The sequence below is a fragment of the uncultured Sphingomonas sp. genome (genome assembly GCF_913778135.1).
Classification (GTDB): Bacteria; Pseudomonadota; Alphaproteobacteria; order Sphingomonadales; family Sphingomonadaceae; genus Sphingomonas.
Window position 1 is genome coordinate 1 of record NZ_CAJYVU010000158.1, and the last position, 20,947, is coordinate 20,947.

Annotated in this window: 21 protein-coding genes and 1 pseudogene; 12 read left to right on the forward strand and 10 right to left on the reverse strand. The window is 66.2% G+C overall.

Annotated features, from left to right (window positions below; all coding sequences use genetic code 11):
* The 6 genes and pseudogenes from QZ847_RS14295 to QZ847_RS14320 all read left to right on the forward strand — a co-directional run.
* Nucleotides 1-441, forward strand: a pseudogene (locus tag QZ847_RS14295) (transcription termination factor Rho); the annotation flags it as partial.
* Between the two features lie 236 nt (nucleotides 442-677).
* Nucleotides 678-1,385, forward strand: a complete 708-nt coding sequence (locus tag QZ847_RS14300; protein ID WP_294357592.1) for a YjbE family putative metal transport protein — start codon at nucleotides 678-680, stop codon at nucleotides 1,383-1,385.
* 106 nt (nucleotides 1,386-1,491) lie between these two features.
* On the forward strand, nucleotides 1,492-2,097 hold the full coding sequence (locus QZ847_RS14305) for an outer membrane lipoprotein carrier protein LolA (RefSeq protein WP_294357597.1): 606 nt from the start codon (nucleotides 1,492-1,494) through the stop codon (nucleotides 2,095-2,097).
* A gap of 332 nt (nucleotides 2,098-2,429) precedes the next feature.
* Nucleotides 2,430-3,212 carry an exodeoxyribonuclease III gene (locus tag QZ847_RS14310; RefSeq protein ID WP_294357599.1) on the forward strand — a complete coding sequence of 261 codons (783 nt, stop codon included), beginning with the start codon at nucleotides 2,430-2,432 and terminating at the stop codon, nucleotides 3,210-3,212.
* The gene (ribA, locus tag QZ847_RS14315; protein WP_294357684.1) at nucleotides 3,206-4,264 is read left to right on the forward strand and encodes a GTP cyclohydrolase II; all 1,059 of its coding nucleotides are present in this window, start codon (nucleotides 3,206-3,208) and stop codon (nucleotides 4,262-4,264) included. Before QZ847_RS14310 ends, ribA begins: the two co-directional genes overlap by 7 nt.
* Before the next feature lie 7 nt (nucleotides 4,265-4,271).
* Entirely contained in the window at nucleotides 4,272-4,748 is a 477-nt protein-coding gene (locus QZ847_RS14320) for a YdcF family protein (protein WP_294357688.1), read from the forward strand.
* Here the strand turns inward: QZ847_RS14320 and QZ847_RS14325 are convergent.
* Complete coding sequence (locus QZ847_RS14325) at nucleotides 4,738-5,400, reverse strand: HAD family phosphatase (protein WP_294357602.1); 663 nt, start codon at nucleotides 5,398-5,400, stop codon at nucleotides 4,738-4,740. The two genes, QZ847_RS14320 and QZ847_RS14325, sit on opposite strands and share 11 nt — an antisense overlap.
* Nucleotides 5,397-6,113, reverse strand: a complete 717-nt coding sequence (locus QZ847_RS14330) for a YggS family pyridoxal phosphate-dependent enzyme (RefSeq protein WP_294357605.1) — start codon at nucleotides 6,111-6,113, stop codon at nucleotides 5,397-5,399. Before QZ847_RS14330 ends, QZ847_RS14325 begins: the two co-directional genes overlap by 4 nt.
* A gap of 94 nt (nucleotides 6,114-6,207) precedes the next feature.
* Here QZ847_RS14330 and QZ847_RS14335 point away from each other — a divergent pair, with 94 nt between their 5' ends.
* Nucleotides 6,208-6,684: a thiamine phosphate synthase gene (locus tag QZ847_RS14335; RefSeq protein ID WP_294357610.1), complete on the forward strand. Its 477-nt coding sequence runs from the start codon at nucleotides 6,208-6,210 to the stop codon at nucleotides 6,682-6,684.
* Between the two features lie 29 nt (nucleotides 6,685-6,713).
* Here the strand turns inward: QZ847_RS14335 and QZ847_RS14340 are convergent, their stop codons facing one another.
* A complete protein-coding gene (locus QZ847_RS14340) occupies nucleotides 6,714-7,430 on the reverse strand; it encodes a hypothetical protein (protein WP_366930200.1) in 717 nt (238 codons plus the stop codon).
* 214 nt (nucleotides 7,431-7,644) lie between these two features.
* Between QZ847_RS14340 and QZ847_RS14345 the strand changes: the two genes are divergently transcribed.
* The 4 genes from QZ847_RS14345 to holA are packed head-to-tail and all read left to right on the forward strand — an operon-like array spanning nucleotide 7,645 to nucleotide 12,140.
* Nucleotides 7,645-8,079, forward strand: coding sequence for a DUF3576 domain-containing protein (locus QZ847_RS14345; RefSeq protein ID WP_294190781.1), 435 nt, complete (start codon nucleotides 7,645-7,647; stop codon nucleotides 8,077-8,079).
* Nucleotides 8,080-8,092: 13 nt separating this feature from the next.
* A complete protein-coding gene (leuS, locus tag QZ847_RS14350) occupies nucleotides 8,093-10,636 on the forward strand; it encodes a leucine--tRNA ligase (RefSeq protein WP_294357613.1) in 2,544 nt (847 codons plus the stop codon).
* Nucleotides 10,633-11,136 carry an LPS assembly lipoprotein LptE gene (gene lptE, locus QZ847_RS14355; protein WP_294357617.1) on the forward strand — a complete coding sequence of 168 codons (504 nt, stop codon included), beginning with the start codon at nucleotides 10,633-10,635 and terminating at the stop codon, nucleotides 11,134-11,136. Before leuS ends, lptE begins: the two co-directional genes overlap by 4 nt.
* On the forward strand, nucleotides 11,133-12,140 hold the full coding sequence (gene holA / locus QZ847_RS14360) for a DNA polymerase III subunit delta (RefSeq protein WP_294357620.1): 1,008 nt from the start codon (nucleotides 11,133-11,135) through the stop codon (nucleotides 12,138-12,140). The genes lptE and holA overlap by 4 nt, the downstream gene beginning before the upstream one ends.
* A 21-nt stretch (nucleotides 12,141-12,161) precedes the next feature.
* On the opposite strand, the gene QZ847_RS14365 is transcribed toward holA, so the two are convergent.
* The 6 genes from QZ847_RS14365 to QZ847_RS14390 are packed head-to-tail and all read right to left on the reverse strand — an operon-like array spanning nucleotide 12,162 to nucleotide 17,710.
* Nucleotides 12,162-13,076, reverse strand: coding sequence for a ParB/RepB/Spo0J family partition protein (locus QZ847_RS14365; RefSeq protein ID WP_294357621.1), 915 nt, complete (start codon nucleotides 13,074-13,076; stop codon nucleotides 12,162-12,164).
* Nucleotides 13,073-13,858 carry a ParA family protein gene (locus tag QZ847_RS14370; protein WP_294190776.1) on the reverse strand — a complete coding sequence of 262 codons (786 nt, stop codon included), beginning with the start codon at nucleotides 13,856-13,858 and terminating at the stop codon, nucleotides 13,073-13,075. The genes QZ847_RS14365 and QZ847_RS14370 overlap by 4 nt, the downstream gene beginning before the upstream one ends.
* Nucleotides 13,840-14,466 carry a 16S rRNA (guanine(527)-N(7))-methyltransferase RsmG gene (gene rsmG / locus QZ847_RS14375; protein ID WP_294357624.1) on the reverse strand — a complete coding sequence of 209 codons (627 nt, stop codon included), beginning with the start codon at nucleotides 14,464-14,466 and terminating at the stop codon, nucleotides 13,840-13,842. The genes QZ847_RS14370 and rsmG overlap by 19 nt, the downstream gene beginning before the upstream one ends.
* Complete coding sequence (mnmG, locus tag QZ847_RS14380) at nucleotides 14,463-16,196, reverse strand: tRNA uridine-5-carboxymethylaminomethyl(34) synthesis enzyme MnmG (protein WP_294357627.1); 1,734 nt, start codon at nucleotides 16,194-16,196, stop codon at nucleotides 14,463-14,465. The genes rsmG and mnmG overlap by 4 nt, the downstream gene beginning before the upstream one ends.
* Entirely contained in the window at nucleotides 16,197-17,477 is a 1,281-nt protein-coding gene (mnmE, locus tag QZ847_RS14385) for a tRNA uridine-5-carboxymethylaminomethyl(34) synthesis GTPase MnmE (protein WP_294357631.1), read from the reverse strand.
* Nucleotides 17,474-17,710, reverse strand: coding sequence for a DUF6489 family protein (locus QZ847_RS14390; RefSeq protein WP_294357634.1), 237 nt, complete (start codon nucleotides 17,708-17,710; stop codon nucleotides 17,474-17,476). Before QZ847_RS14390 ends, mnmE begins: the two co-directional genes overlap by 4 nt.
* 152 nt (nucleotides 17,711-17,862) lie before the next feature.
* Between QZ847_RS14390 and QZ847_RS14395 the strand changes: the two genes are divergently transcribed.
* Nucleotides 17,863-18,558, forward strand: a complete 696-nt coding sequence (locus tag QZ847_RS14395; protein WP_294357637.1) for a dienelactone hydrolase family protein — start codon at nucleotides 17,863-17,865, stop codon at nucleotides 18,556-18,558.
* A 36-nt stretch (nucleotides 18,559-18,594) separates the two neighbouring features.
* Here the strand turns inward: QZ847_RS14395 and QZ847_RS14400 are convergent, their stop codons facing one another.
* Complete coding sequence (locus QZ847_RS14400) at nucleotides 18,595-20,910, reverse strand: DNA translocase FtsK 4TM domain-containing protein (protein ID WP_294357642.1); 2,316 nt, start codon at nucleotides 20,908-20,910, stop codon at nucleotides 18,595-18,597.
* Nucleotides 20,911-20,947: the final 37 nt, after the last annotated feature.

The window sequence follows — 20,947 nt, forward strand, 5'->3', positions numbered from 1 at the left end:
GCGTACAACACCGTTGTGCCGTCGTCGGGCAAGGTACTGACCGGCGGTGTCGACGCCAATGCGTTGCAGCGCCCCAAGCGCTTCTTCGGCGCGGCGCGCAACATCGAGGAGGGTGGCTCGCTCTCGATCATCGCGACCGCGCTGATCGACACCGGCAGCCGCATGGACGAAGTCATCTTCGAAGAGTTCAAGGGTACGGGTAACTCCGAAATCGTCCTCGACCGCAAGGTTGCCGACAAGCGCGTCTTCCCGGCGCTGGACGTCGGCAAGTCGGGCACGCGCAAGGAAGAGCTGCTGGTCGACAAGGGGCAGCTGTCGAAGATGTGGGTGCTGCGCCGTATCCTGATGCAGATGGGCACCGTCGACGCGATGGAGTTCCTGCTCGGCAAGATGAAGGATTCGAAGACCAACGCCGACTTCTTCGACAGCATGAATCAATAGCCGAGTGCGGCCCGCGCCATGCTGGCGCGGGACTCGCCCCGGCTCGGCCGGCGGGGCGGCGCAGACCGCCCCGACCGACGACGCGGGCCTCGCCCGCGACGCCCCCTACCTCCCTTCCCATCCTCCCATTGTATCAAACCATGTCCAGCGGATCACGCCTGCGACTAGTGCGTATGCCCCGCTTGGCGCAGCGTGTGGTTCCGCTATGACGCAGCGATGAACCGGGAGCAGCCAGCGTGATCCTCGCCCATATTCTCTCCGCCGCGGCCGCTGCCGGGCCGGGATCGCTGTCGGACATCTGGCAACACGTCGTCGCCGATTTCTCCAACCTGTCCGACGCGACCGCGCTCGCGGCGTTCGGGCAGGTGCTGCTGATCGATCTGGTGCTGGCGGGCGACAATGCAATCGTCGTCGGCGCGCTGGCGGCGGGACTGCCCGCGGCTGATCGGCGTAAGGTCATCCTGATCGGTATTGGCGCGGCGCTGGTGCTGCGCATCTTCTTCGCGCTGATCGTCACCTGGTTGATGGGGATCGTCGGGCTGATTTTCGCTGGCGGATTGCTGCTGCTGTGGGTCAGCTGGAAGTTCTGGCGCGAAATCCGCGAGGGCGGCGCGCACGAGGCCGACGAGCAGGCCGGGATCAGGCCGGCACGGAGCTTCGCCGCCGCGGCCTGGGCGGTCGCGGTCGCCGACGTGTCGATGAGCCTCGACAACGTGCTGGCGGTCGCGGGCGCCGCGCGCGAGCATCCGGGCATTCTGGTGATCGGCCTGCTGCTGTCGGTCGCGCTGATGGGTCTGGCGGCCAATCTGATCGCGCGCATCATCAACAAGTATCGCTGGATCGCGTACATCGGTCTTGCCGTGATCGTGTTCGTCGCGGGCAAGATGATCTACGAGGGCTGGACCGGAACGGCCGAGACCGCTGGGATCGTGTCGCTGTTCTGACCGAGCGCAGGCTTTCGAACGGCGGCGGGGATCGCTCCGGGTTCACGGCGCGTTCAATGCCGCCGTGCGACTTGCCGGTCCCCCGCAATCATCGGAGCGTTTGAACGTGAAAGCCTTTCTGCCACTCGCCGTACTCGTCGCGACGTCGGTTCCCGCCGCGGCGCAGAGCGGTGATCTGGCGGCGGTCCAGCGGCACCTGCAGTCGGTCAACACCATGACTGCCGCGTTCAGTCAGACCGATCGCAACGGACAGGTGCTGACCGGCACGCTGACGTTGAAGAAGCCGGGCAAGATCCGCTTTCAGTATCAGAAGGGCGTGCCGATCCTGATCGTCGGCGATGGCAAGGCGCTGACCTTCATCGATTATTCGGTGCGGCAGGTGCAGCGCTGGCCGATCGGCAACTCGCCGCTGGGTGTGCTGCTCGACCCGAACAAGGACATCTCGCGCTTCGCCAAGGTGGTGCCGAGCGGTGATCCGCGCGTCGTCTCGGTCGAGGGATATGACGCAAAGCACCCCGAATATGGCCGCATCAACCTGGTGTTCGCGCGCGACGCGAGTGCGCCGGCGGGACTGATGCTGCAGGGCTGGGTCCAGCTCGATGCGCAGGGTAACCGCACGACGATTCGTCTCTCGAATCAGAAGTTCAACCAGCCTGTCAGCGACGGAACGTTCCGCTGGAACGATCCGCGGAGGCAGGGACGCGCCGGCTGAACGGAGCCAGAGCGGTTCGTTCATCTGTGCGACAGGCTGGCAGCCCTAAAAGCTGACTTGCGGACGTGGGGCGGATCGGGGATTTTTCCCCCTGTTGCCCCGAACCTCCACGATCCCGCCTGCGTGACGAACGCCAGGTCGGCCCTCGCTCCTTGCCCCCGGAGCGGGGGCCATTCTGCGAATGGGCCAGCGACTTGGCCCACGAGCACGGCCGGCAAGCCGGAAGGCTCGTCCGACGACGCGGGCTTTGCCCGCGGCGCTGCGCCGCGAGAAAAAGCGGTACGTCCGCCTCCCCTTGGCAGCCCCCTGCCCGCCCCGCTACACGCGCAGCCGTGAAGATCGTCTCGTGGAACATCAACTCGGTGCGCTTCCGCATCGACATCGTCGAGCAATTCCTGCGCGAGGCGCAGCCCGACGTGCTGTGCCTGCAGGAAACCAAGGTGGTCGACGCGGACTTCCCGATCGAGACGTTCCGTGCGCTCGGCTACGAGCACGTGCTGCTTCACGGACAGCGGATGCACCATGGCGTCGCGATCGTATCGCGCGTGCCGGTGGTCGAGGATGATCGGCTCGACTGGCAGGCGAACAAGGAAGCGCGGCACCTGGGCGTCCGACTGCCCAATGGCGTCCGATTGGAGAACGTCTACGTGCCCGCGGGCGGCGACGTGCCCGATCGTGAGGTGAACCCGAAATTCGGGCAGAAGCTCGACTTCGTCGAACGGATGACGCGCTGGTCGCAAAACCTCGATGGCCCAACGATCCTGACCGGCGACTTCAACATCGCGCCCCTGCCCGCCGACGTGTGGAGCCACAAGGCGCTCTTGAAGGTCGTCAGCCACACGCCCATCGAGGTGGAGGCGCTCGATGCGTTGAAGGCGTCGAACACCTGGGTCGATCTCGGCCGGCACTTTTACCCGGCGCCGGCGCGGCTGCATACGTGGTGGAGCTATCGCTCGCCCGACTGGACGAAGAACGATCGCGGGCGCCGCCTCGATCACATGTGGGCGACCGCCGATGTTGCCGCCCAGGCGCGTGCGCACACGGTGTTCGAGGATTGCCGCAGCTGGCTCAAGCCCAGCGATCACGTGCCGATCATGACCGAGTTCGACTGGTGAGCGCGCGCGCCGCAGCAAAGGCGATCGACGCACTGCGCCGCGGCTGGCCGATCGAATTGCGCGCGCCGGGCGAGGAACCGCTGACGCTGCTGGCGATCGAGACGGCTGACGAAGGGCGCCTGCGCGCGTTCGCTTCTGACGATTACGGCGTACTGATCTCGAGCGGTCGTGCCGAGACGCTCAAGCTCCTCAATCAGCGCGCCTCGGGTGACCCCGACCAGCCGGTGGTGATCGAGCATGCGCCGTGGTTCGACATGGCGCTCGCGACCGCGATCGCCGATCCGCAGCACGATCTGTCGACGCCGATGAAGGGGCCGTTCCGCACGCTGGAGAACCGCCGCCCGATCGCGACCGCGGCGGCGCTGCAGCTGGCGCGTATCGCGGGGTTGCTGCCGGCCTTCTTCACCGACGGCGTTGATGCGGAGGTGACGATCACGCCCGACGACATCGCCGCGCACGAGGATGCCGCACGCCTGGCGATCGCGGTGCGCGCCAAACTGCCCGTCGACGGTGCGGAGGACGCTGAAATCGTCGCGTTCCGCTCACCCGAGAGTGCCGACGAACATGTCGCCTTGATCGTCGGTGCGCCGAACGGCCGCGCGCCGGTGGTGCGGCTCCACAGCGAATGTTTGACCGGCGACGTGCTCGGCAGCCTGAAATGTGACTGCGGCCCACAGCTTCACGCCGCGATCCACGCGATCGAGGAGAGTGGCTGGGGCATCCTGCTTTACCTGCGGCAGGAAGGGCGCGGTATCGGACTGATCAACAAGCTGCGCGCTTATGCCTTGCAGGATCAGGGGTTCGACACGGTCGATGCGAACACGCGGTTGGGCTTCGCGATCGATGCACGCGATTTCGGCGTGGCGGCGCGGATGCTGACGCTGCTCGGGCAAGGCGAGGTGCGGCTGCTGACCAACAATCCCGCGAAGGTGGCGGGACTTGAAGCAGCGGGCGTGCGCGTGATCGAGCGCGTGCCGCACTTTTTGCCGACTAACCCGCACAACGAACGCTACCTCGCCACTAAGCGCGACCGGACCGGCCATCAGCTCTGATCCGCTGATCGTCGTATTCGGCGCGGCGGTACGCGCCGACGGGCGACCGAGCGGTGCGCTCGCTGGCCGGATTGAACTGGCGCGGCACCTGGCGGCGCGGTGGCCTGAGGCGATCGTGTTCTGCTCGGGTGCGATCGGTGACGAGGGCCCATCGGAAGCGTCGGTGATCGCACGGGGTTTGCGCGACACGGTTGCCGCTGATCGCCTGGTGCTCGACGAGGAAAGTCGCGACACGTTGCAGACCGCGCGTGCTGCGGCCGATTATGCACGGGCAAACGGCATTGCACGCTGCGTCGCCTGCACCGACAATTGGCATCAACCACGCGCGCGCATGCTGTTGCGGCTGTTCGGCGTGAGAACAGCGGGCGCCCGGCTCGAGCATGGTCATCGGCCTGCCAAGCGGCGAGCACGCGCCTATGTACGCGAGGCGCTCGCGCTGCCCTACGACGCCGTTGCGGGCGCGTGGGCGTTAATCAGGCGATAAGCGCGCGGACCTCATCGAAGTCGCGCGCGATCGCGTCGACACCGATCGCGCGCAGCCGTTCGGCGTGACCGGGCGCGCAGTGCGTACCCGCGACCAGTCCGATGACGTAACCTCCGCTCGCCATCGCCCCGGTCGCACCAACGGGCGAGTCCTCCAGTATCGCGCAGCGCTCGATCGGGACACCGAGCCGCTCGGCCCCAAAGAGGTATAGATCGGGTGCGGGTTTGCCGCGCGCGACATGCTCCGCGCCCGAGTAGACGTGCTCGCCGAATGCGTCACTCAGGCCCAGATGCGCGAGATGCGCGTGGAGCCAGCGCGTGTTGCTCGACGACACGACCGCCTTGGCTAGATCGGCGGGCAGGCTGCGCACGAACGCAACCGCTCCCGCGACCTCCTCGATCCCCTCAGCGATGCAGCGCGCATCCTCGGCCGCGCGTGCGGTGTGGAAGCTGTCGGGCAGCGGCCCACCAATCCAGCGCTCGACCGCGCCGCGGAAGTCGGCGCCCGACAGTCCCATGAAGTTCGCCATCGACTGCTCGGGCGTGGTCGGATGGCCGATATCGGTCAGGAATGCGGCGATCTGACGATTACCCGCCGCCTCGCTCTCAATCAGGACGCCGTCGAAATCGAACAGGAGCGCTGCAAACCTCATGCACGGTGACCGAACAGAGCAGAGCCGACCCGGACATGGGTGGCGCCGAGCGTTACCGCGGTCTCGTAATCGTCCGACATGCCCATGCTCAGGCCGCTCAGGCCGTGGTCGCGTGCGAGCTTTGCCAAGAGCGCGAAATAGGGTGCCGCCTCCAGCCCGGCAGGCGGCAGGCACATGAGCCCAGCAATCGGCAGTTCGGCGTCGCGTGCTTGCGTGAGCAATGCGGGCAGGTCGGCAATCGCGCAGCCGCCCTTCTGCGGTTCGTCGCCGATGTTGATCTGAATGAAACAGTCGGGCCGTCGATCCTCCTGCTCCATCGCGCGCGTGAGTGCGGTGACGAGTGACGGGCGATCGACGACGTGGATCGCGTCGGCCAAGCGCACCGCCTCGCGCGCCTTGTTCGACTGGAGCTGTCCGATCAGGTGAAGCCGCGAATCGGGATATTGCTCGCGCAAGGTAGGCCATTTCGCCTCGGCTTCCTGGACGCGGTTCTCCCCGAAATCTCGCTGACCGGCGGCGAGCAGCGGCTCGATCGCCTCGGCCGGGTGCGTCTTCGATACCGCAATCAGCGTGACGTGAACGGGATCGCGGCGCGCGATGGTAGCGGCCTTGTCGATCCGTCTCCGCAGGTCGACGAGCCGTTCGGCCGGAGAACGATCATCCCGGACGCGCGGCTTGGGGCGCGGGGCAAGCGAGGGTTCGTCGAAGGGCATCGCGCGGGCTATAAGCGTGGTGATGCGCACTCGCCACCCTTGCCAACCGCCACGAGCGGGGAAGCGCCTGCTCGTGCTACCGACACGTTGGCTGATGACGGACGAGCGCATGGGTGACGAACTATGGCGCGCGTTGGCCAGACTGCCGCGCGGGCGCGGCGTAATATTCCGCCATTATTCCTTGTCACCACCAGAACGACGACGCTTGTTCGCGCGGGTGCGACGGGTGGCGCGATCACGCGGGCTGGTGCTGATCCGGGCGGGCACGAAGCGGATGGCGGGAGAGCAGGGCACGCACGGTCAGAATGGTGGCAGCATCGTGACCTGGCCGGTGCACTCAGTCGCGCAGGCGCGACGCGCGCGGCAGGCGGGTGCTGCGGCGGTGTTCGTTTCGCCCGTATTCGCTACGCGCTCGCACCCGGGAACCGAGCATCTGGGTGAGCGGCGCGCGCGCGCGATCGGACGTGTTGCAGGCGTACCGCTGATTGCACTCGGCGGCATGGACGAGCGGCGCTTTCGAAAACTAAGCGGCTTTCACGGCTATGCGGCGATCGATGCCTGGCTGAGGTAACCAGTAAGCGACCTTACCGGCCCGATCGATCAGAAGCGGAAGGCAGTCCCGACATAGACCGCCTGGCTGTCGTGGCGATCGTCCTCGCGCCGCGTCAACCGCTCGCGCTCGCTCTTGTAGCGCATGCCCGCAGTCAGATCGATGTTGCGCGTCAGCGAGTAGGAACCACCAAGGTCGAGCGAATAGCTGGGCCGCTCAGCGATCAGGCTGGGCGTGCCCGCGAGCGCGCGGTCGGCGGTAGCGCGAAGCTGTCCCGAGATCGCATTACCCACGTAGCTGAGCGACACGTCGGATGACTGGCGTCCACCCGGCGTCGCGGCCAGATCGACCTTCGCCATGTCACCTGCAACTGCGAAACGCTTCCAGCCGACCGAGACGCCCAGATTATACGCGATCGGCGCAAGACCGACCGTCGGGCTGGGCGCAACCGCGGCGAGGCGGCTATTGTCGCGCGTCGGTGCCAACGTCGAGCGTGCGCGCACCGCGACGGTCACCGAGCGGTTGCCATTACGTGATTCGGACGGCGTGAAGCTGAACCCGCTCGCGTCGAGTCCACTGCGCGCGAACAATGCGGCGAGCTTCGGGTCGGCGGCGGCTGGGGTGAACGTACCTGCGACGCGCGGCGCCACGAAGCGCTTGACGCTGCGCGGAGCAGTTTCCGCCGCACCGAACGCGGGCGCGACGGCAAAGGCGCCCGCGACGAGCGCGATCCCCATGCTGCCAGCGATGACCCGACGTGCGCTCACGACTCAAACACCCCTCTGCGGCGATCTAGTGCCGCTCCCGAGAAGTGGCCTAGCAGTTTTAGGTTCCAAGTCCATCATGGAGGATATCGAATACCCTCGAAGTGTTGCGCCAACAGCACAATCGACGCGTGCTTGCCGCGCCCAGATGGGGAGGATAGAGATGGAAAAGCGATGCGCCTGCCTCGTGGCGCGTGTTTTTGCCAAGGATCCTGCCATGTTTCGCCGTTCGCGTGTCGCATTGGGCCTCTGTGCCGCCATTGCCGTCGCCGGTTGCAGCCACGGGGGCAAGCGCCCGACCGCCGATCTTGCCGCGTCGCGGGTAACGACGATCGGCGTCAACAGCTATCTGTGGCGCGCGACGCTGGATGCATTGAGCTTCATGCCGCTGCTGCAAACCGATTCGAACGGCGGTGTCGTGGTAACCGACTGGTACGTCAATCCGCAGCTGCCGACCGAGCGGATGAAGGTCACGGTATCGATCCTCGACCAGGATCTGCGCGCCGACGCGGTCCGCGTCGCGGCGCTGCGCGAGGTGAACCGCGGCGGGCAGTGGGTGACTGCGCCGGTCGCGGCGGCAACGACGCAGAAGCTGGAAGATATCATCCTGACCAAGGCGCGCGATCTGCGCCGCGGCTCGGTAACCGGCTGAGCGACCGACACGCATGGCTAACCGGTTCAATGCCCTGAAGGCGGACGCGCACTGGCAGGGGGTGTGGGACGAACGCCGCACCTTCGCCGCCGACGATCACAGCGCCAAGCCCAAGAGCTACGTGCTCGAGATGTTCCCTTATCCGTCGGGGAAGATCCACATGGGCCACGTGCGCAACTACACGATGGGCGACGTGCTCGCTCGCTTTCGCCGCATGACCGGACACGAGGTGCTCCATCCGATGGGGTGGGACGCGTTCGGCATGCCCGCCGAGAATGCGGCGATGGAGAAGGGTGTCCATCCGGGCAACTGGACCCGTGCCAACATTGCGACGATGAAGGCGCAGCTGAAGCGTCTCGGCTTCGCGCTCGACTGGTCGCGCGAGTTGGCGACCTGTGAGCCCGATTATTACGGGCACGAGCAGGCGCTCTTCCTCGAGTTCTACAAGGCGGGGCTCGTCTACCGCAAGGAATCGGCGGTCAATTGGGACCCGGTCGACATGACCGTGCTCGCCAACGAACAGGTGATCGACGGGCGTGGCTGGCGCTCTGGCGCGCTGGTCGAGAAGCGCAAGCTGTCGCAGTGGTTCCTGAAGATCACGCAATTCGCCGATGAGCTGCTCGACGGGCTTGGCAGCCTGGAGCATTGGCCCGACAAGGTCCGGCTGATGCAGGAGAACTGGATCGGGCGCAGCCGCGGCCTCCAGTTTCGTTTCGCTCTGTCGAACGGCGGCAGTGTCGAGGTGTTCACGACGCGCCCGGACACGATCTATGGCGCAAGCTTCGTGGCGGTCGCGGCCGATCACCCGATTGCGCAGGCGCTCGCGGCGGAGAACCCGGACGCTGCCGCCTTTATTGAACGCTGCAAGCAAGGCGGTACGACCGCGGCCGAGTTGGAAACGCAGGAGAAGCTCGGCTTCGACATAGGGCTGACCGCCGCGCATCCGCTCGGCGCGGGCGAGTTGCCGGTCTACATCGCCAATTTCGTGCTGATGGAATATGGCACCGGCGCGGTGTTCGGCGTACCCGCGCACGACCAGCGCGATTTCGAGTTCGCGACCAAGTACCGCCTGCCAATCCGACGCGTCGTCGCGGATGGCGAGCGGACCGACTCAACGTTCGACGATGACGCGGCCTATATTGGCCCCGGCCTATTGGTGAACTCGCGCGAGCTGGACGGCATGAGCGTCGAGGACGCCAAGCGTGCGGTGATCGCGCGTGCCGAGGAAGCGGGCTGGGGCGAGGGGACGACGGTCTATCGCCTGCGCGACTGGGGCGTCAGCCGTCAGCGTTACTGGGGCACGCCGATCCCGATCATCCACTGCGCCGCGTGCGGCGAGGTGCCGGTGCCGCGGGAGCAACTACCCGTGGTACTGCCCGAAGACGTCAGCTTCGACGTGCCGGGTAATCCGCTCGATCGCCACCCGACGTGGAAGCATGTTGCGTGCCCATCGTGCGATGCCGACGCGCTGCGCGATACCGACACGCTCGACACCTTCGCCGACTCGTCGTGGTACTTCATCCGCTTCGCCAGCGCGCCCGACGACAAGCCGTTTGACCCGGGCGTCGCGGCATCGTGGCTACCAGTCGGGCAGTACATCGGCGGGGTCGAGCACGCGATCCTGCACCTGCTCTACGCGCGCTTTTGGACCCGTGCACTGCGGCACGTCGGCATGCTGGACGTGGCGGAGCCGTTCACCGGCCTGTTCACGCAAGGAATGGTGACGCACGAGACCTATCGGCTAGACATTCCCGATCATGACGGTCCACCGGGCGCCTTGTGGGTATCCCCGACCGACCTGACGGTAGGAGAGGGCGGGGCGCTCTCGTTCGAGACACCAGAAGGGGCATCGATCCCGATCATTCGTGGTCGGGTCGAGAAGATGTCCAAGTCAAAGAAGAACACCGTCGATCCTGAACCAATCGTCGACCAGTACGGCGCGGACGCGGTCAGGTGGTTCATGCTGTCCGACTCGCCCCCGGAGCGTGATCTGGAGTGGAGCGAGAACGGGATCGAGGGCTCATGGCGCTTCGTCCAGCGGCTGTGGCGGCTGGTCGATGCTGAAGTACAGCCCGGTGACGGGTCCGACGTGGCACTCGATCGCAAGCTACATCAGGCGGTCGCGGGGATTGCGGCCGATATCGAGTCGCTATCGTTCAACAAGGCCGTGGCGAAGCTGTACGAGCTGACCAGCGCGATTGAGAAGGCACCGCCCTCCATGTCGCGCGCGCAGGCGGTCGACACGCTGCTGCGGCTGGTCGCGCCGATGGTACCGCATCTGGCTGAGGAGGCATGGGCGGCGCGCGGCAAGGCCGGGTTGATCTCCGAGGCTGCCTGGCCCGACGTCGATCCGGCGCTGCTCATCGATGACGAGGTGACGATCGCGGTGCAGGTCAACGGCAAGCTGCGCGACACGCTGGTGATGGCGAAGGGTGCTACGAAGGATGTGATCGAGGCAGCCGCGCTCGCGAGCGAGAAGGTTTTGCGCGCGCTCGAAGGCAAGACCGCGCGTAAGGTGATCGTGGTGCCCGACCGCCTCGTGAACATCGTCGCATGAAGCGGCTGCTTCCACTCGCCGCGCTTGCGCTGCTGCTCGGCGGTTGCGGGCTGCAGCCGCTGTATTCGGGCGGCAGCAGCGGACCGGTCGCGCGCGGGATCGGGCAGGTGGAGATCGACCCGATCGAGGGCAAGGCCGGTTGGCTGGTCACCAACGCGCTCAAAGATCGGCTGGGTGCGGTGTCGAGCGGCGATGCGCCGTACCGGCTTGTCGTCAAGCTCGATGACCAGATCAGGGGTCTGGGCGTGCGCCGCGACAACAGCGTGACGCGCGAGCGGCGGACGCTGCGCGCGCGCTACCAGCTTGTCGACGCGAGCCAGGGCACGGTGGTGCTCGATCAGACCGCAGGCTCAGACGTCGGTGTCGACGTGGTGCAGAGCGACTATGCCGTCGTCGCGGCGGAGAATACCGCTTTGGAGCGACTGTCGGTCATCATCGCGGACCAGATCGTCGCGCGCTTGGCGCTGTATGCGAGACGCCGCGCGCAGCCGCAGCCGTGAAGGCGAGCCAGGCGCAACTGACCGCCGCTCTCGATCGCGCGGCCGGTGACATTCGGCTGTTCCTGTTCCACGGTCCCGATGAATCCGGCGCTTTGGCGTTCGCTGCCCGGCTCGCGCGCGCGATGGGCGACGGAGCCGAACGAGTTGACCTCGAACCCAGCAGCCTTCGCGGCGACCCCGCCAAGCTGGCCGACGAGGCGGCATCGATGTCGTTGTTCGGTGAGCGTCGCTTCATCCGCGTTGCCGGCGCGGGCGAGGAGAGCGCCGATGCGGTAGAGGCCCTGCTGGAAGCGGCCAGTGCCGGAAACCCGGTCGTAATGATCGCGCCGGCCGTTAAGGCAACGGGGCGCCTGGTCAAACTGGCACTCGGGGCCGATCGCGCGATGAGCTTCGCCTGCTACCCTCCCGAAGGCAACAATGCCGAGGGGCTGGTGACCACGATGGCGCGTGAGCAAGGCCTGCGGTTGGGCGCGGGTGTCGCCGCGCGCATCGTGCGTGCCAGCGACGGTGACCGCGCGATCATGGCGTCAGAGGTCGAGAAGCTCGCGCTCTATCTCGACGCAGTTCCTGATCAACCGCGCGATGCCAGCGCCGACGATCTGGCGGAGATCGGTGCCGACTTGGACGAGGGTGAGATCGCGCCGATCGTCGAGGCGGTGATCGCCGGCGACGCCTCCGCACTGATTGCAGCACTGCGTCCAATGCAGGGCAGTGACGCATCACCGATCCCGTGGTTGCGTGCGCTCGCGCGGCGGCTGGCGGCGCTTGCCGAAATGCGCGCCGCGGTCGATGCAGGCGAGGGCGCCGGACAGGTGGTGAAGCGGTTCCGCGTTTTCTGGCGTGAGGAAGGTACGACGATCGCGGCCCTGCAACGCTGGAACGTGCAGCGGCTCACCCGCGCGCTCGACATCGTTCGCGCAACTGAGCGCGAGGTCATGGCCAAGGGCGCGGCAGGACGAACAATCGCCGATCAGCACCTGCTGACGCTCGCCCGCCGGCGCTGAGATACTGGCGCTAAGTCGGCGTCAGATCCCTTCGCCGCTCAATCGTTGGCACACCATGTCGAGCTGCTCGAGCGTGCTGTAATCGAGGGCGATCGTCCCATTCCCAGCCGGCGTAAAGCTGATCCTGACCTTCAATCCCAGCAGATCGGCTAGCTGGTTTTCCAATGCGGCAAGATCCGCGCTGCTGGTGTCGCCGATCGCCGGCTTGGTGGGTGAGGGCGCCGCTGCCTTGGTCCGCTTCTTGCCGGTGCTGGCAAGTTTCTCGGTTTGACGGACCGACAGCCCTTTGGTGACGACTTGGCTGGCGAGCGCGGTGGGATCGGGTGCGGTGATGATCGCGCGCGCGTGTCCCATTGACAGTGATCCGTCGACGACCTGCGATTGGATCGTCGCTGGCAAATCGAGCAGGCGCAGCAGATTGGCCACGTGACTGCGCGATTTGTGGACGACCTTCGCGAGCGCCTCCTGCGTGTGGCCGAACTCGCCGAGCAGCCGCTTGTACGCCTCGGCCTCCTCAATCGCGTTCAGCTCCTGACGTTGGATGTTCTCGACTAGCGCAATCTGAAGCGTGTCACTGTCGGAATAGTCGCGGACAACGACCGGAACCTCGTGCAATCGTGCACGCTGTGCCGCGCGCCAGCGACGTTCGCCGGCGACGATCTGATATCCGTGACCATGCGGGCGCACGACGATCGGCTGAATGATACCGCGCTCGGCGATCGAGGCGGCGAGCTCCTCCAGCTTAGTCTCGTCGAAGTGGCGGCGCGGCTGCTCGGGGTGCGGCGAGATCGCTCCGACAGAGATCATGCGAACCGAGGAACGCGCCTCGCCGCCGACGGTCGCCTCGCGTTCGTCACGCGCCACGTCGCCGAGCAGCGCACCGAGACCGCGCCCCAGGCCGCCACGGTTGCGCCGCGTCGCTGCCGCCTCGCTCACGCCGCCACCTCCGCTTCAACCTTGGGCAGCCGCACGATCAGTTCGCGTGCGAGCGCCATATAGGCCTCCGATCCGCTGCACCGGTGATCGTAGATGAGCGCGGGTAAACCGTGGCTCGGCGCCTCGGACAGACGCACGTTGCGTGGGATCACCGTCTCGAACACGACCTTGCCAAGCACCGCGCGCACGTCGCTCGACACCTGCTCGGTCAGGCGATTGCGACGGTCGTACATGGTCAGCGCGACGCCCAGGATCGAGAGCGCGGGGTTGAAGCGCGCGCGAATACGCTCGACCGTGCTCAGCAACTGGCTGAGTCCTTCGAGCGCGAAGAACTCGCATTGCAGCGGCACGAGCAGCGCGTCGGCCGCAACCATTGCGTTGATCGTCAACAAGCCGAGCGATGGGGGGCAATCGATCAACACGATGTCCCACTCACCGCGGCTCTGTTCGAGTGCCATGTGTAGGCGGTGGGTACGCTGGTCGAGCTCGACCAGCTCGATCTCCGCGCCGGAGAGATCAACCGTGGCAGGAACGATATCGAGCTTGGGCACCGCGGTGTGGACCACGGCCTGGTCGAGGCCACCAGCGTCGATCAGCACGTCGTAGCTCGATCGCGTCCGCATGGCGTGACCGATCCCGAGGCCCGTTGACGCATTGCCTTGCGGGTCGACGTCGATCAGCAGCACACGATGACCGGAGGCGGCGAGCGCCGTCCCAAGGTTGATCGCGCTGGTGGTTTTGCCGACCCCGCCTTTCTGATTGGCTATCGCGATGCAGAACATCGGGCGCGTACTCCTGTCGCGATCAAGATGGTGGAGGTCGGGTCGGTGACGCTCTGTTCCACGTGAAACGTTCCGTGCCATTCCGCACGTGCTTTGACAATCTCGTCCTGCCCCGTTCGACCGCGCGGAAAGAGGTAAGTCGTTTCGGGTGAACGATATCGCATGGTCATCCCAAACAAGGCGTCGACGGCAGCGACGGCGCGCGCCGAAATGATGTCCGCCTGCTCGATCGGCGCAGCCTCGGCACGAGTCTGGTGAACGGTTGCCGCAACGCCAAGCGCATCCGCAGTGTCGCGCAGGAAGGTGGCGCGCTTCGCACGAGGCTCAATCATGGTCACCGGTCCATCAAACAGGATCGCCGCCACGACACCGGGGAAGCCGGCGCCGGTACCGATATCGACCCAGTGCCGCGCGGCAGCGGGCGCAAACGAGACTAGTTGCGCGGAGTCGACGATGTGCCGCGACCAGATGAGCGGGATCGTCGACGGCGAAATCAGATTCTGTCGCTCGGTTTCCTGCGTGACAATCTCGGCAAAGCGGGCGAGCCGTGCGATTGCGGCGGCCGGGAAGCGCTCGGCGAGCCAGGCGCGCGCCTCATCCTCAATCATGACGCGTGTCGCTGCAACTTGCGGGCGTGGAGCCACAGCGTCGATAGCGCCGCCGGGGTAACGCCGCGAACGCGCGATGCCTCTGCCAGCGTCGTCGGTGCGGCGCGCGTCAATCGCTCGATCATCTCGTTCGACAATCCGGGTATGTCTTGCCAGGTTGCGGATGGTGGCAGCGCGACGCCTTCATCCTTGCGCATCCGCTCGATCTCCTGTGTTTGTCTAAGCAAATACGGAGCGTAGCGACGATCTTCCTCAATCTCGCGGATTAGATCAGCCGGAGCGCCATCTTCGCGGCCATGACGGACGCGTTCGCGAAGCTCCTGTCGTTTGAAGATGTGCTCACGGCGCTCGCATGTCACGCAGTCGAGATCGAGCGCGAGCGGTGACAGGCGCGTTTCGGCATTGTCCGCTCGCAGCGACAGGCGGAACTCGGCCCGCGCGGTTAGCATGCGATAGGGTTCACTGACGCCCTGAAGCACCAGATCGTCGATCATCACGCCGATATAGCTAGTAGCGCGGTCGAGCCTCGCCGGTGCGAGATCGCGTGCGTGCGCCGCGGCGTTCAATCCCGCGACCAAGCCCTGCGCTGCCGCCTCTTCATAACCCGTCGTGCCGTTGATCTGCCCCGCGCAGAACACGCCCGGTATCGCGGATAGGTGAAGGCGATGATCGAGCGCGCGGGGGTCAACGTAGTCATACTCGACGGCATATCCCGGCGTGGTGATCCGCGCCTGTTCAAGCCCCGGGATGGACGCGATCAGCGTATGCTGCGTTGCGGTAGAGAGCGACGTCGAGATGCCGTTGGGGTAGACGGTCGCGTCATCCAGCGCCTCGGGTTCGAGGAAGATCTGGTGCCCGTCGCGGTCGCCGAAGCGGTGCACCTTGTCCTCGATCGAGGGGCAGTAGCGCGGGCCCTGACCCTCGATCGCGCCGCCAAACAGCGGCGACTCCGACATTCCAGCACGAATGATGTCGTGCGTCTCATTCGTCGTTCGCGTGATCGCGCAGGCAACCTGCGGCAGCGCGCGCGTCGCGGTCATCGGCGACATGGTCCAGCCGTCCACGTCAGAGGGTTGCGGCTCCAGCCGCGCCCAGTCGATTGTGCGCCCGTCCAGCCGGGGTGGTGTGCCGGTCTTTAACCGCCCAATCGGCAGACCAAGCACGCGAAGCTGCTGGCCGAGGCGGTTGGCGGGTGCCTCATCGACACGGCCGCCTTCGTCGCGATCATCGCCGCGAAACAGTCGTCCGCCCAAGAAGGTACCTGTTGCCAGTACCACCGATGCTGCGTGAATTCGTTGCCCGTCCGCGGTGACGACGCCAACCGCGCGACCACCATCGATCAGAAGCTCCGATGCTTCCCCGCGCAGGATCGTCAGTCCGTCCTGGCGGGCGAGCAGATGCTGTGTCGCGGTGAGATATCGGCCGCGGTCGGCTTGGACGCGTGGACCCTGAACGGCGAGGCCCTTGCTGCGATTGAGCATGCGATGGTGGATCGCCGCGGCATCGCTCGCGCGCGCCATTATACCGTCGAGCGCGTCGACTTCACGAACGAGGTGCCCCTTGCCGAGACCGCCGATTGACGGGTTGCAGGACATGGCGCCCACGCGATCCGGTCGCTGCGTTAGCAGGGCGACGCTGGCACCACGGCGGGCAGCAGCGGCGGCTGCTTCGGTCCCGGCGTGCCCGCCGCCGATGACGATCACATCATAGTCTTGTTTCACGTGGAACATTCATTTCCCAACGCAGAAGCGCGCGAACAATGCGTCGAGCATCGCCTCGGTGGCGTCGACGCCCAGCAGCGAAGCGAGATCGACGCGCGCGGTGCGAAGCTGCTCTGCCATCAACAGCAGGTCGGTTTCAACCGTCGCCTGCGTCAGTGAGCCGTGCGCACGGGTCACGCGCTCACGCTGCTCGCGGTGGAGAAGCGCACCCGATGGTGCGGGCATGATCTCGGCAGCGCGCTGCTGGAGGTGGGTCCACAACGCAGTAATCGAGGCGGGATCATCGATCGCGGTAGCGAGCACGCCATCAGGGGCAGGCATGCGGTCGGGCGCATCGGCACGTGCGTGGACGAGCGTTGATGCATCGGGTGCTTCGCCCGGATCGCCGAGCCACAGCACCAGATCGGAGCGTCCGATCGCCTGATCCGCCCGCTCAATGCCGATCCGCTCGATCGCGTCGTCGGTATGCTGACGCAGGCCAGCGGTGTCGATCAGCACGAACGCTTGGCCGCCGCGCTGCACCACAGCTTCCAACGTGTCGCGCGTCGTTCCCGCCTGCGGCGTGACGATCGCCGCGTCGCGTGCCAGAAGTGCGTTGAACAGGGAAGACTTGCCGGCGTTGGGTGGTCCGGCGAGAACGACTGTCACGCCCTCGCGCAGTCGCTCAACCGTGGGACGATCGAGCACGCTCGCGATCTCGGACGCAAGGTGTGCGATCTCGCTAGTGATGTGGCTGAGGTCACTCGAGGCGACGTCGTCCTCGTCGCTGTAATCGAGCGATGCCTCAATCTGCGCCGAAAGCTGGCTTATTCGGGTGAGCCAGCCGGAGACCGCGCGGCTGATCTCGCCCTCGGCGGCGGCGAACGCTGATTTGCGCTCTGCCTCGGTTTCTGCGGCGAGCAGGTCGGCAAGTCCTTGCGCCTGCGCGAGGTCAAGCCGACCATTTTCGAGCGCGCGGCGGGTGAACTCGCCTGCGACAGCGGGACGAAGTGCTGGGAGTGCGGCAAGCGCGGCCTCAACTGCCGCGACGACCGCCCGCCCACCGTGGAGGTGAAACTCGACCAGATCTTCACCCGTCGCTGTGGTCGGTCCAGGAAAGGCGAGTACCAGCGCGCGGTCGAGCGGCGCACCGGCGGCATCGTGCAACGTGCGCAGTGTCGCGCGGCGCGGCGTGACGCAGGCACCGGCCAGTTGGTGCATCGCCGTAAACGCCGCCGGCCCGCTGACGCGCAGCACCGCGATCGCCGCAGGAGGGCGCCCACTGGAAACAGCAAAGATCGTGTCGTTCACGCCGCCGGCTTCGTCGCTGTGCTGAACATCGTGCGCCAGAAATCAACGCTGGCATCGCCCATCGGCGCCCAGCTCTTCATCATCGTGCCGATCGCCTCGGGCGAGACACCGCCGCTCTCCATCGCTTCCTGCATCTTTGCCAGATAGCGATCGTGCAGCGGCGACAGATCGGGCAGCCCCATTGCGCGGCGCGCTTCCTCCGGCGTGCATTCGACCTCGATCGTGACCTTCATGCGAGACCCTTCCATCAGGTGCCGAGTGGCACCGCATCGTCATGCCCGATCGCGTGACCGGGCGGCAACGTTCGTACGTTGCGATCGCTCGGGCAGGTGACTAGGCGCTAGGTGGTGGGTGCGAACCGCCACGGCAATCGATGGAGATGATCATGACCTGCAATGTGACGTTGGACACGCTCGATGGGCAGACGATGCCTGCCTACCGTGCCGAGCCGGAAGGAACGCCCAAGGCGGCGATCATCGTCATCCAGGAGATCTTCGGGGTCAACGCAGGGATTCGTCGCAAATGCGACACGCTGGCGGAGGCGGGTTATCTCGCGATCGCGCCGGACCTGTTCTGGCGCATCGAACCCGGAATCGAGCTTGATCCCGACATCAAGCCGCAGATGGATCGCGCGCTGTCACTGATGGGCCAGTTCAACCAGGATGCGGGTGTGCGCGATATCGAGGCCGCGATTCGCTATGCGCGGGATGCGAGCGGCGGGCGCAAGGTCGGCGCGGTCGGCTACTGTCTGGGCGGGCGGCTTGCGTACATGACCGCGGCGCGGACCGACGTCGACGCGAGCGTCGGCTATTACGCGGTCGGCGTCGATGGCCTGTTGGGTGAGAAGCACGCAATCGCCAATCCGCTGATGCTCCACATCGCGGGTGAGGATGGCTTCGTCGACAAGGAAACGCAGGCCAAGATGCACGCGGGGCTGGACGACCACCCCAAGGTCACGCTGCATGATTACGCGGGCGAGGACCACGGCTTCGCAACCGAGTTCGGCGAACGGCGCTCGGATGCGTCGGCGAAGCAGGCGGACGAGCGGACGATGGCGTTCTTCGCCGAGCATCTCGGCTGAGGCGTGGAGGGCGGGGTGCCGTACCCCGCCCAACGATTACACCGGCTGACCGTCGGTATCGCGCAATACCTCGCGCCGGCCGACGTGATCGGGACGGCTGACGACGCCGTCCTTCTCCATCCGCTCGATCAGGCGTGCGGCGGAATTATAGCCGATGCGGAGCTGACGCTGGATCCACGAGGTCGACGCCTTCTGGCTTGAACACACCAGCGCCACGGCGGCACGGTATTGCTGGTCCTCCGCCGAATCCTCGCCGGTCGGCGCGCCGTCGAGCGCGAAGCTCTGCTCGGGCTCCTCGGTAACGGAGTTGATGTAATCGGGCGCACCCTGCGCGCGCCAATGGTCGGTGACCGCCTGCACCTCGTCGTCGCTGACGAACGGCCCGTGCACACGGACGATGCCCTTCCCGCCGGGCATATAGAGCATGTCGCCCTTGCCGAGCAGCTGTTCGGCGCCTTGTTCGCCAAGGATGGTGCGCGAGTCGATCTTGGAGGTGACGTGGAAGGAAATGCGCGTCGGCAGATTGGCCTTGATCACGCCGGTGATGACGTCGACCGAGGGGCGCTGCGTCGCCATGATGAGGTGAATTCCCGCCGCGCGCGCCTTCTGCGCCAGCCGCTGGATCAGGAACTCGACCTCCTTGCCCGCGGTCATCATCAGGTCGGCGAGCTCATCGACCACGACGACGATCTGCGGCAGCACGTCATAGTCGAGCTGCTCTTCCTCGTGCACCGGACGTCCGTGCTCGTCCCAGCCGGTCTGGACACGGCGACCGAGTGGCGAGCCCTTGGCCTTGGCCGCGCGTACCTTCTCGTTGAAGCTCGCGAGGCTGCGCACGCCGACCGACGACATCTGGCGGTATCGATCCTCCATCGTCTCCACCGCCCATTTGAGCGCGCGCACCGCCTTGGAAGGGTCGGTGACCACGGGCGAGAGCAGGTGCGGGATGTCGTCGTACATGCTGAGTTCGAGCATCTTGGGATCGATCATGATCATGCGGCACTGCTCGGGCGTCAGCCGGTAGAGCAGCGACAGGATCATGCAGTTCAGCCCCACCGACTTGCCCGACCCGGTGGTACCGGCGACGAGCAGGTGCGGCATCGGCGCCAGATCGGCGATGACGGGATCGCCCGCGATGTTCTTGCCCAGGATCACGGGCAATTGCGCGGTCAGGTCGTCGAACGTCTGCGATCCGACCAGTTCGTGCAGCGACACCGATTCGCGCTTTTGATTGGGCAGTTCGATGCCGATCACGTTGCGTCCCGGAATTACCGCAACGCGCGCCGAGATTGCCGACATGTTGCGCGCAATATCGTCGGCGAGCTGAATCACACGGCTCGCCTTTATACCGGGTGCGGGTTCGAGTTCGTACATCGTGACGACTGGGCCTGGTCGAACCTCGACAATGTCGCCCTTGACGTTGAAGTCGTCGAGCACGGTTTCGAGCAATCGCGCGTTACGCTCCAGCGCTGCCTTGTCGACCGGACCGGAAGTCGAGACCGGCGCGGGGTTGAGCATGTCGAGCGTCGGCAGGACGTAGTCGCCGCGTGCTTCGCCAGTCGGGGCCGATGCCGCCTTCGGCTTGGCAGCAGTCGGCGCAACCTTGCGCTCGCCGATAACGGGGGCGGGGCGATCACCGCTATCAACCGGTGTTTCGACGCGTGCCTCGCGCCGCGCGGGAGGGGAGGAAAGCGCCTGGCTTTCCTTGAGCTGTTCCTCGTCCTCGTCGTCGTAGAAGTAATCGTCGTCGCGGCGCGCCCGCACGCGGCGGCGTGTCAGCCGACCGAAGTCGATTTCGAGGCTGCGGCCCCATACGACCACGCCGGCAAGCCCGGTCACCAACCCGAGCGCAACCAGCGCCCACCAGCTGATCGCCGCGTTATTGGCGAATGCCAGTGCCCAGCGCGCGGCGGCAACGACCGCGAGCCCGATCGCGCCGCCCCAGCCGAACGGCAGCGCAGGCACGGCACCCGGCGCAACGCAACCGAGCGCGACCGCCATCAGCACGACGCCGATCAGTGCGGTACGCAGCATTCGTCCCCACGCACCCGCGGGCTCGTCGCGCCACAATCGGGTTGCGACGATCGGCCCGACCGGCAGCAGCAGCGCGCCCGCCGGGCCGAACAGCATCAATGCGATGTCGGCGAACCATGCGCCGAGCGGACCCAGCAGATTGTCGACCCCGCCACCCGCGGTGTTGAGCGAGCTGTCGCCCGGATGGTAGCTAGCCAGCGCCAGCGCCATCGCGGCGGTCGCCACGAACAGCGCGATCGCGACCGCGAGCGACCAGCTGCGCAGCGCACCCGCCTTCACCGTCTCGCGCCACAAAGGTGCGGTTGCACGGGTCGCCATCATCAATCCCCAGCGATGTATTGAAACACGTAAACCA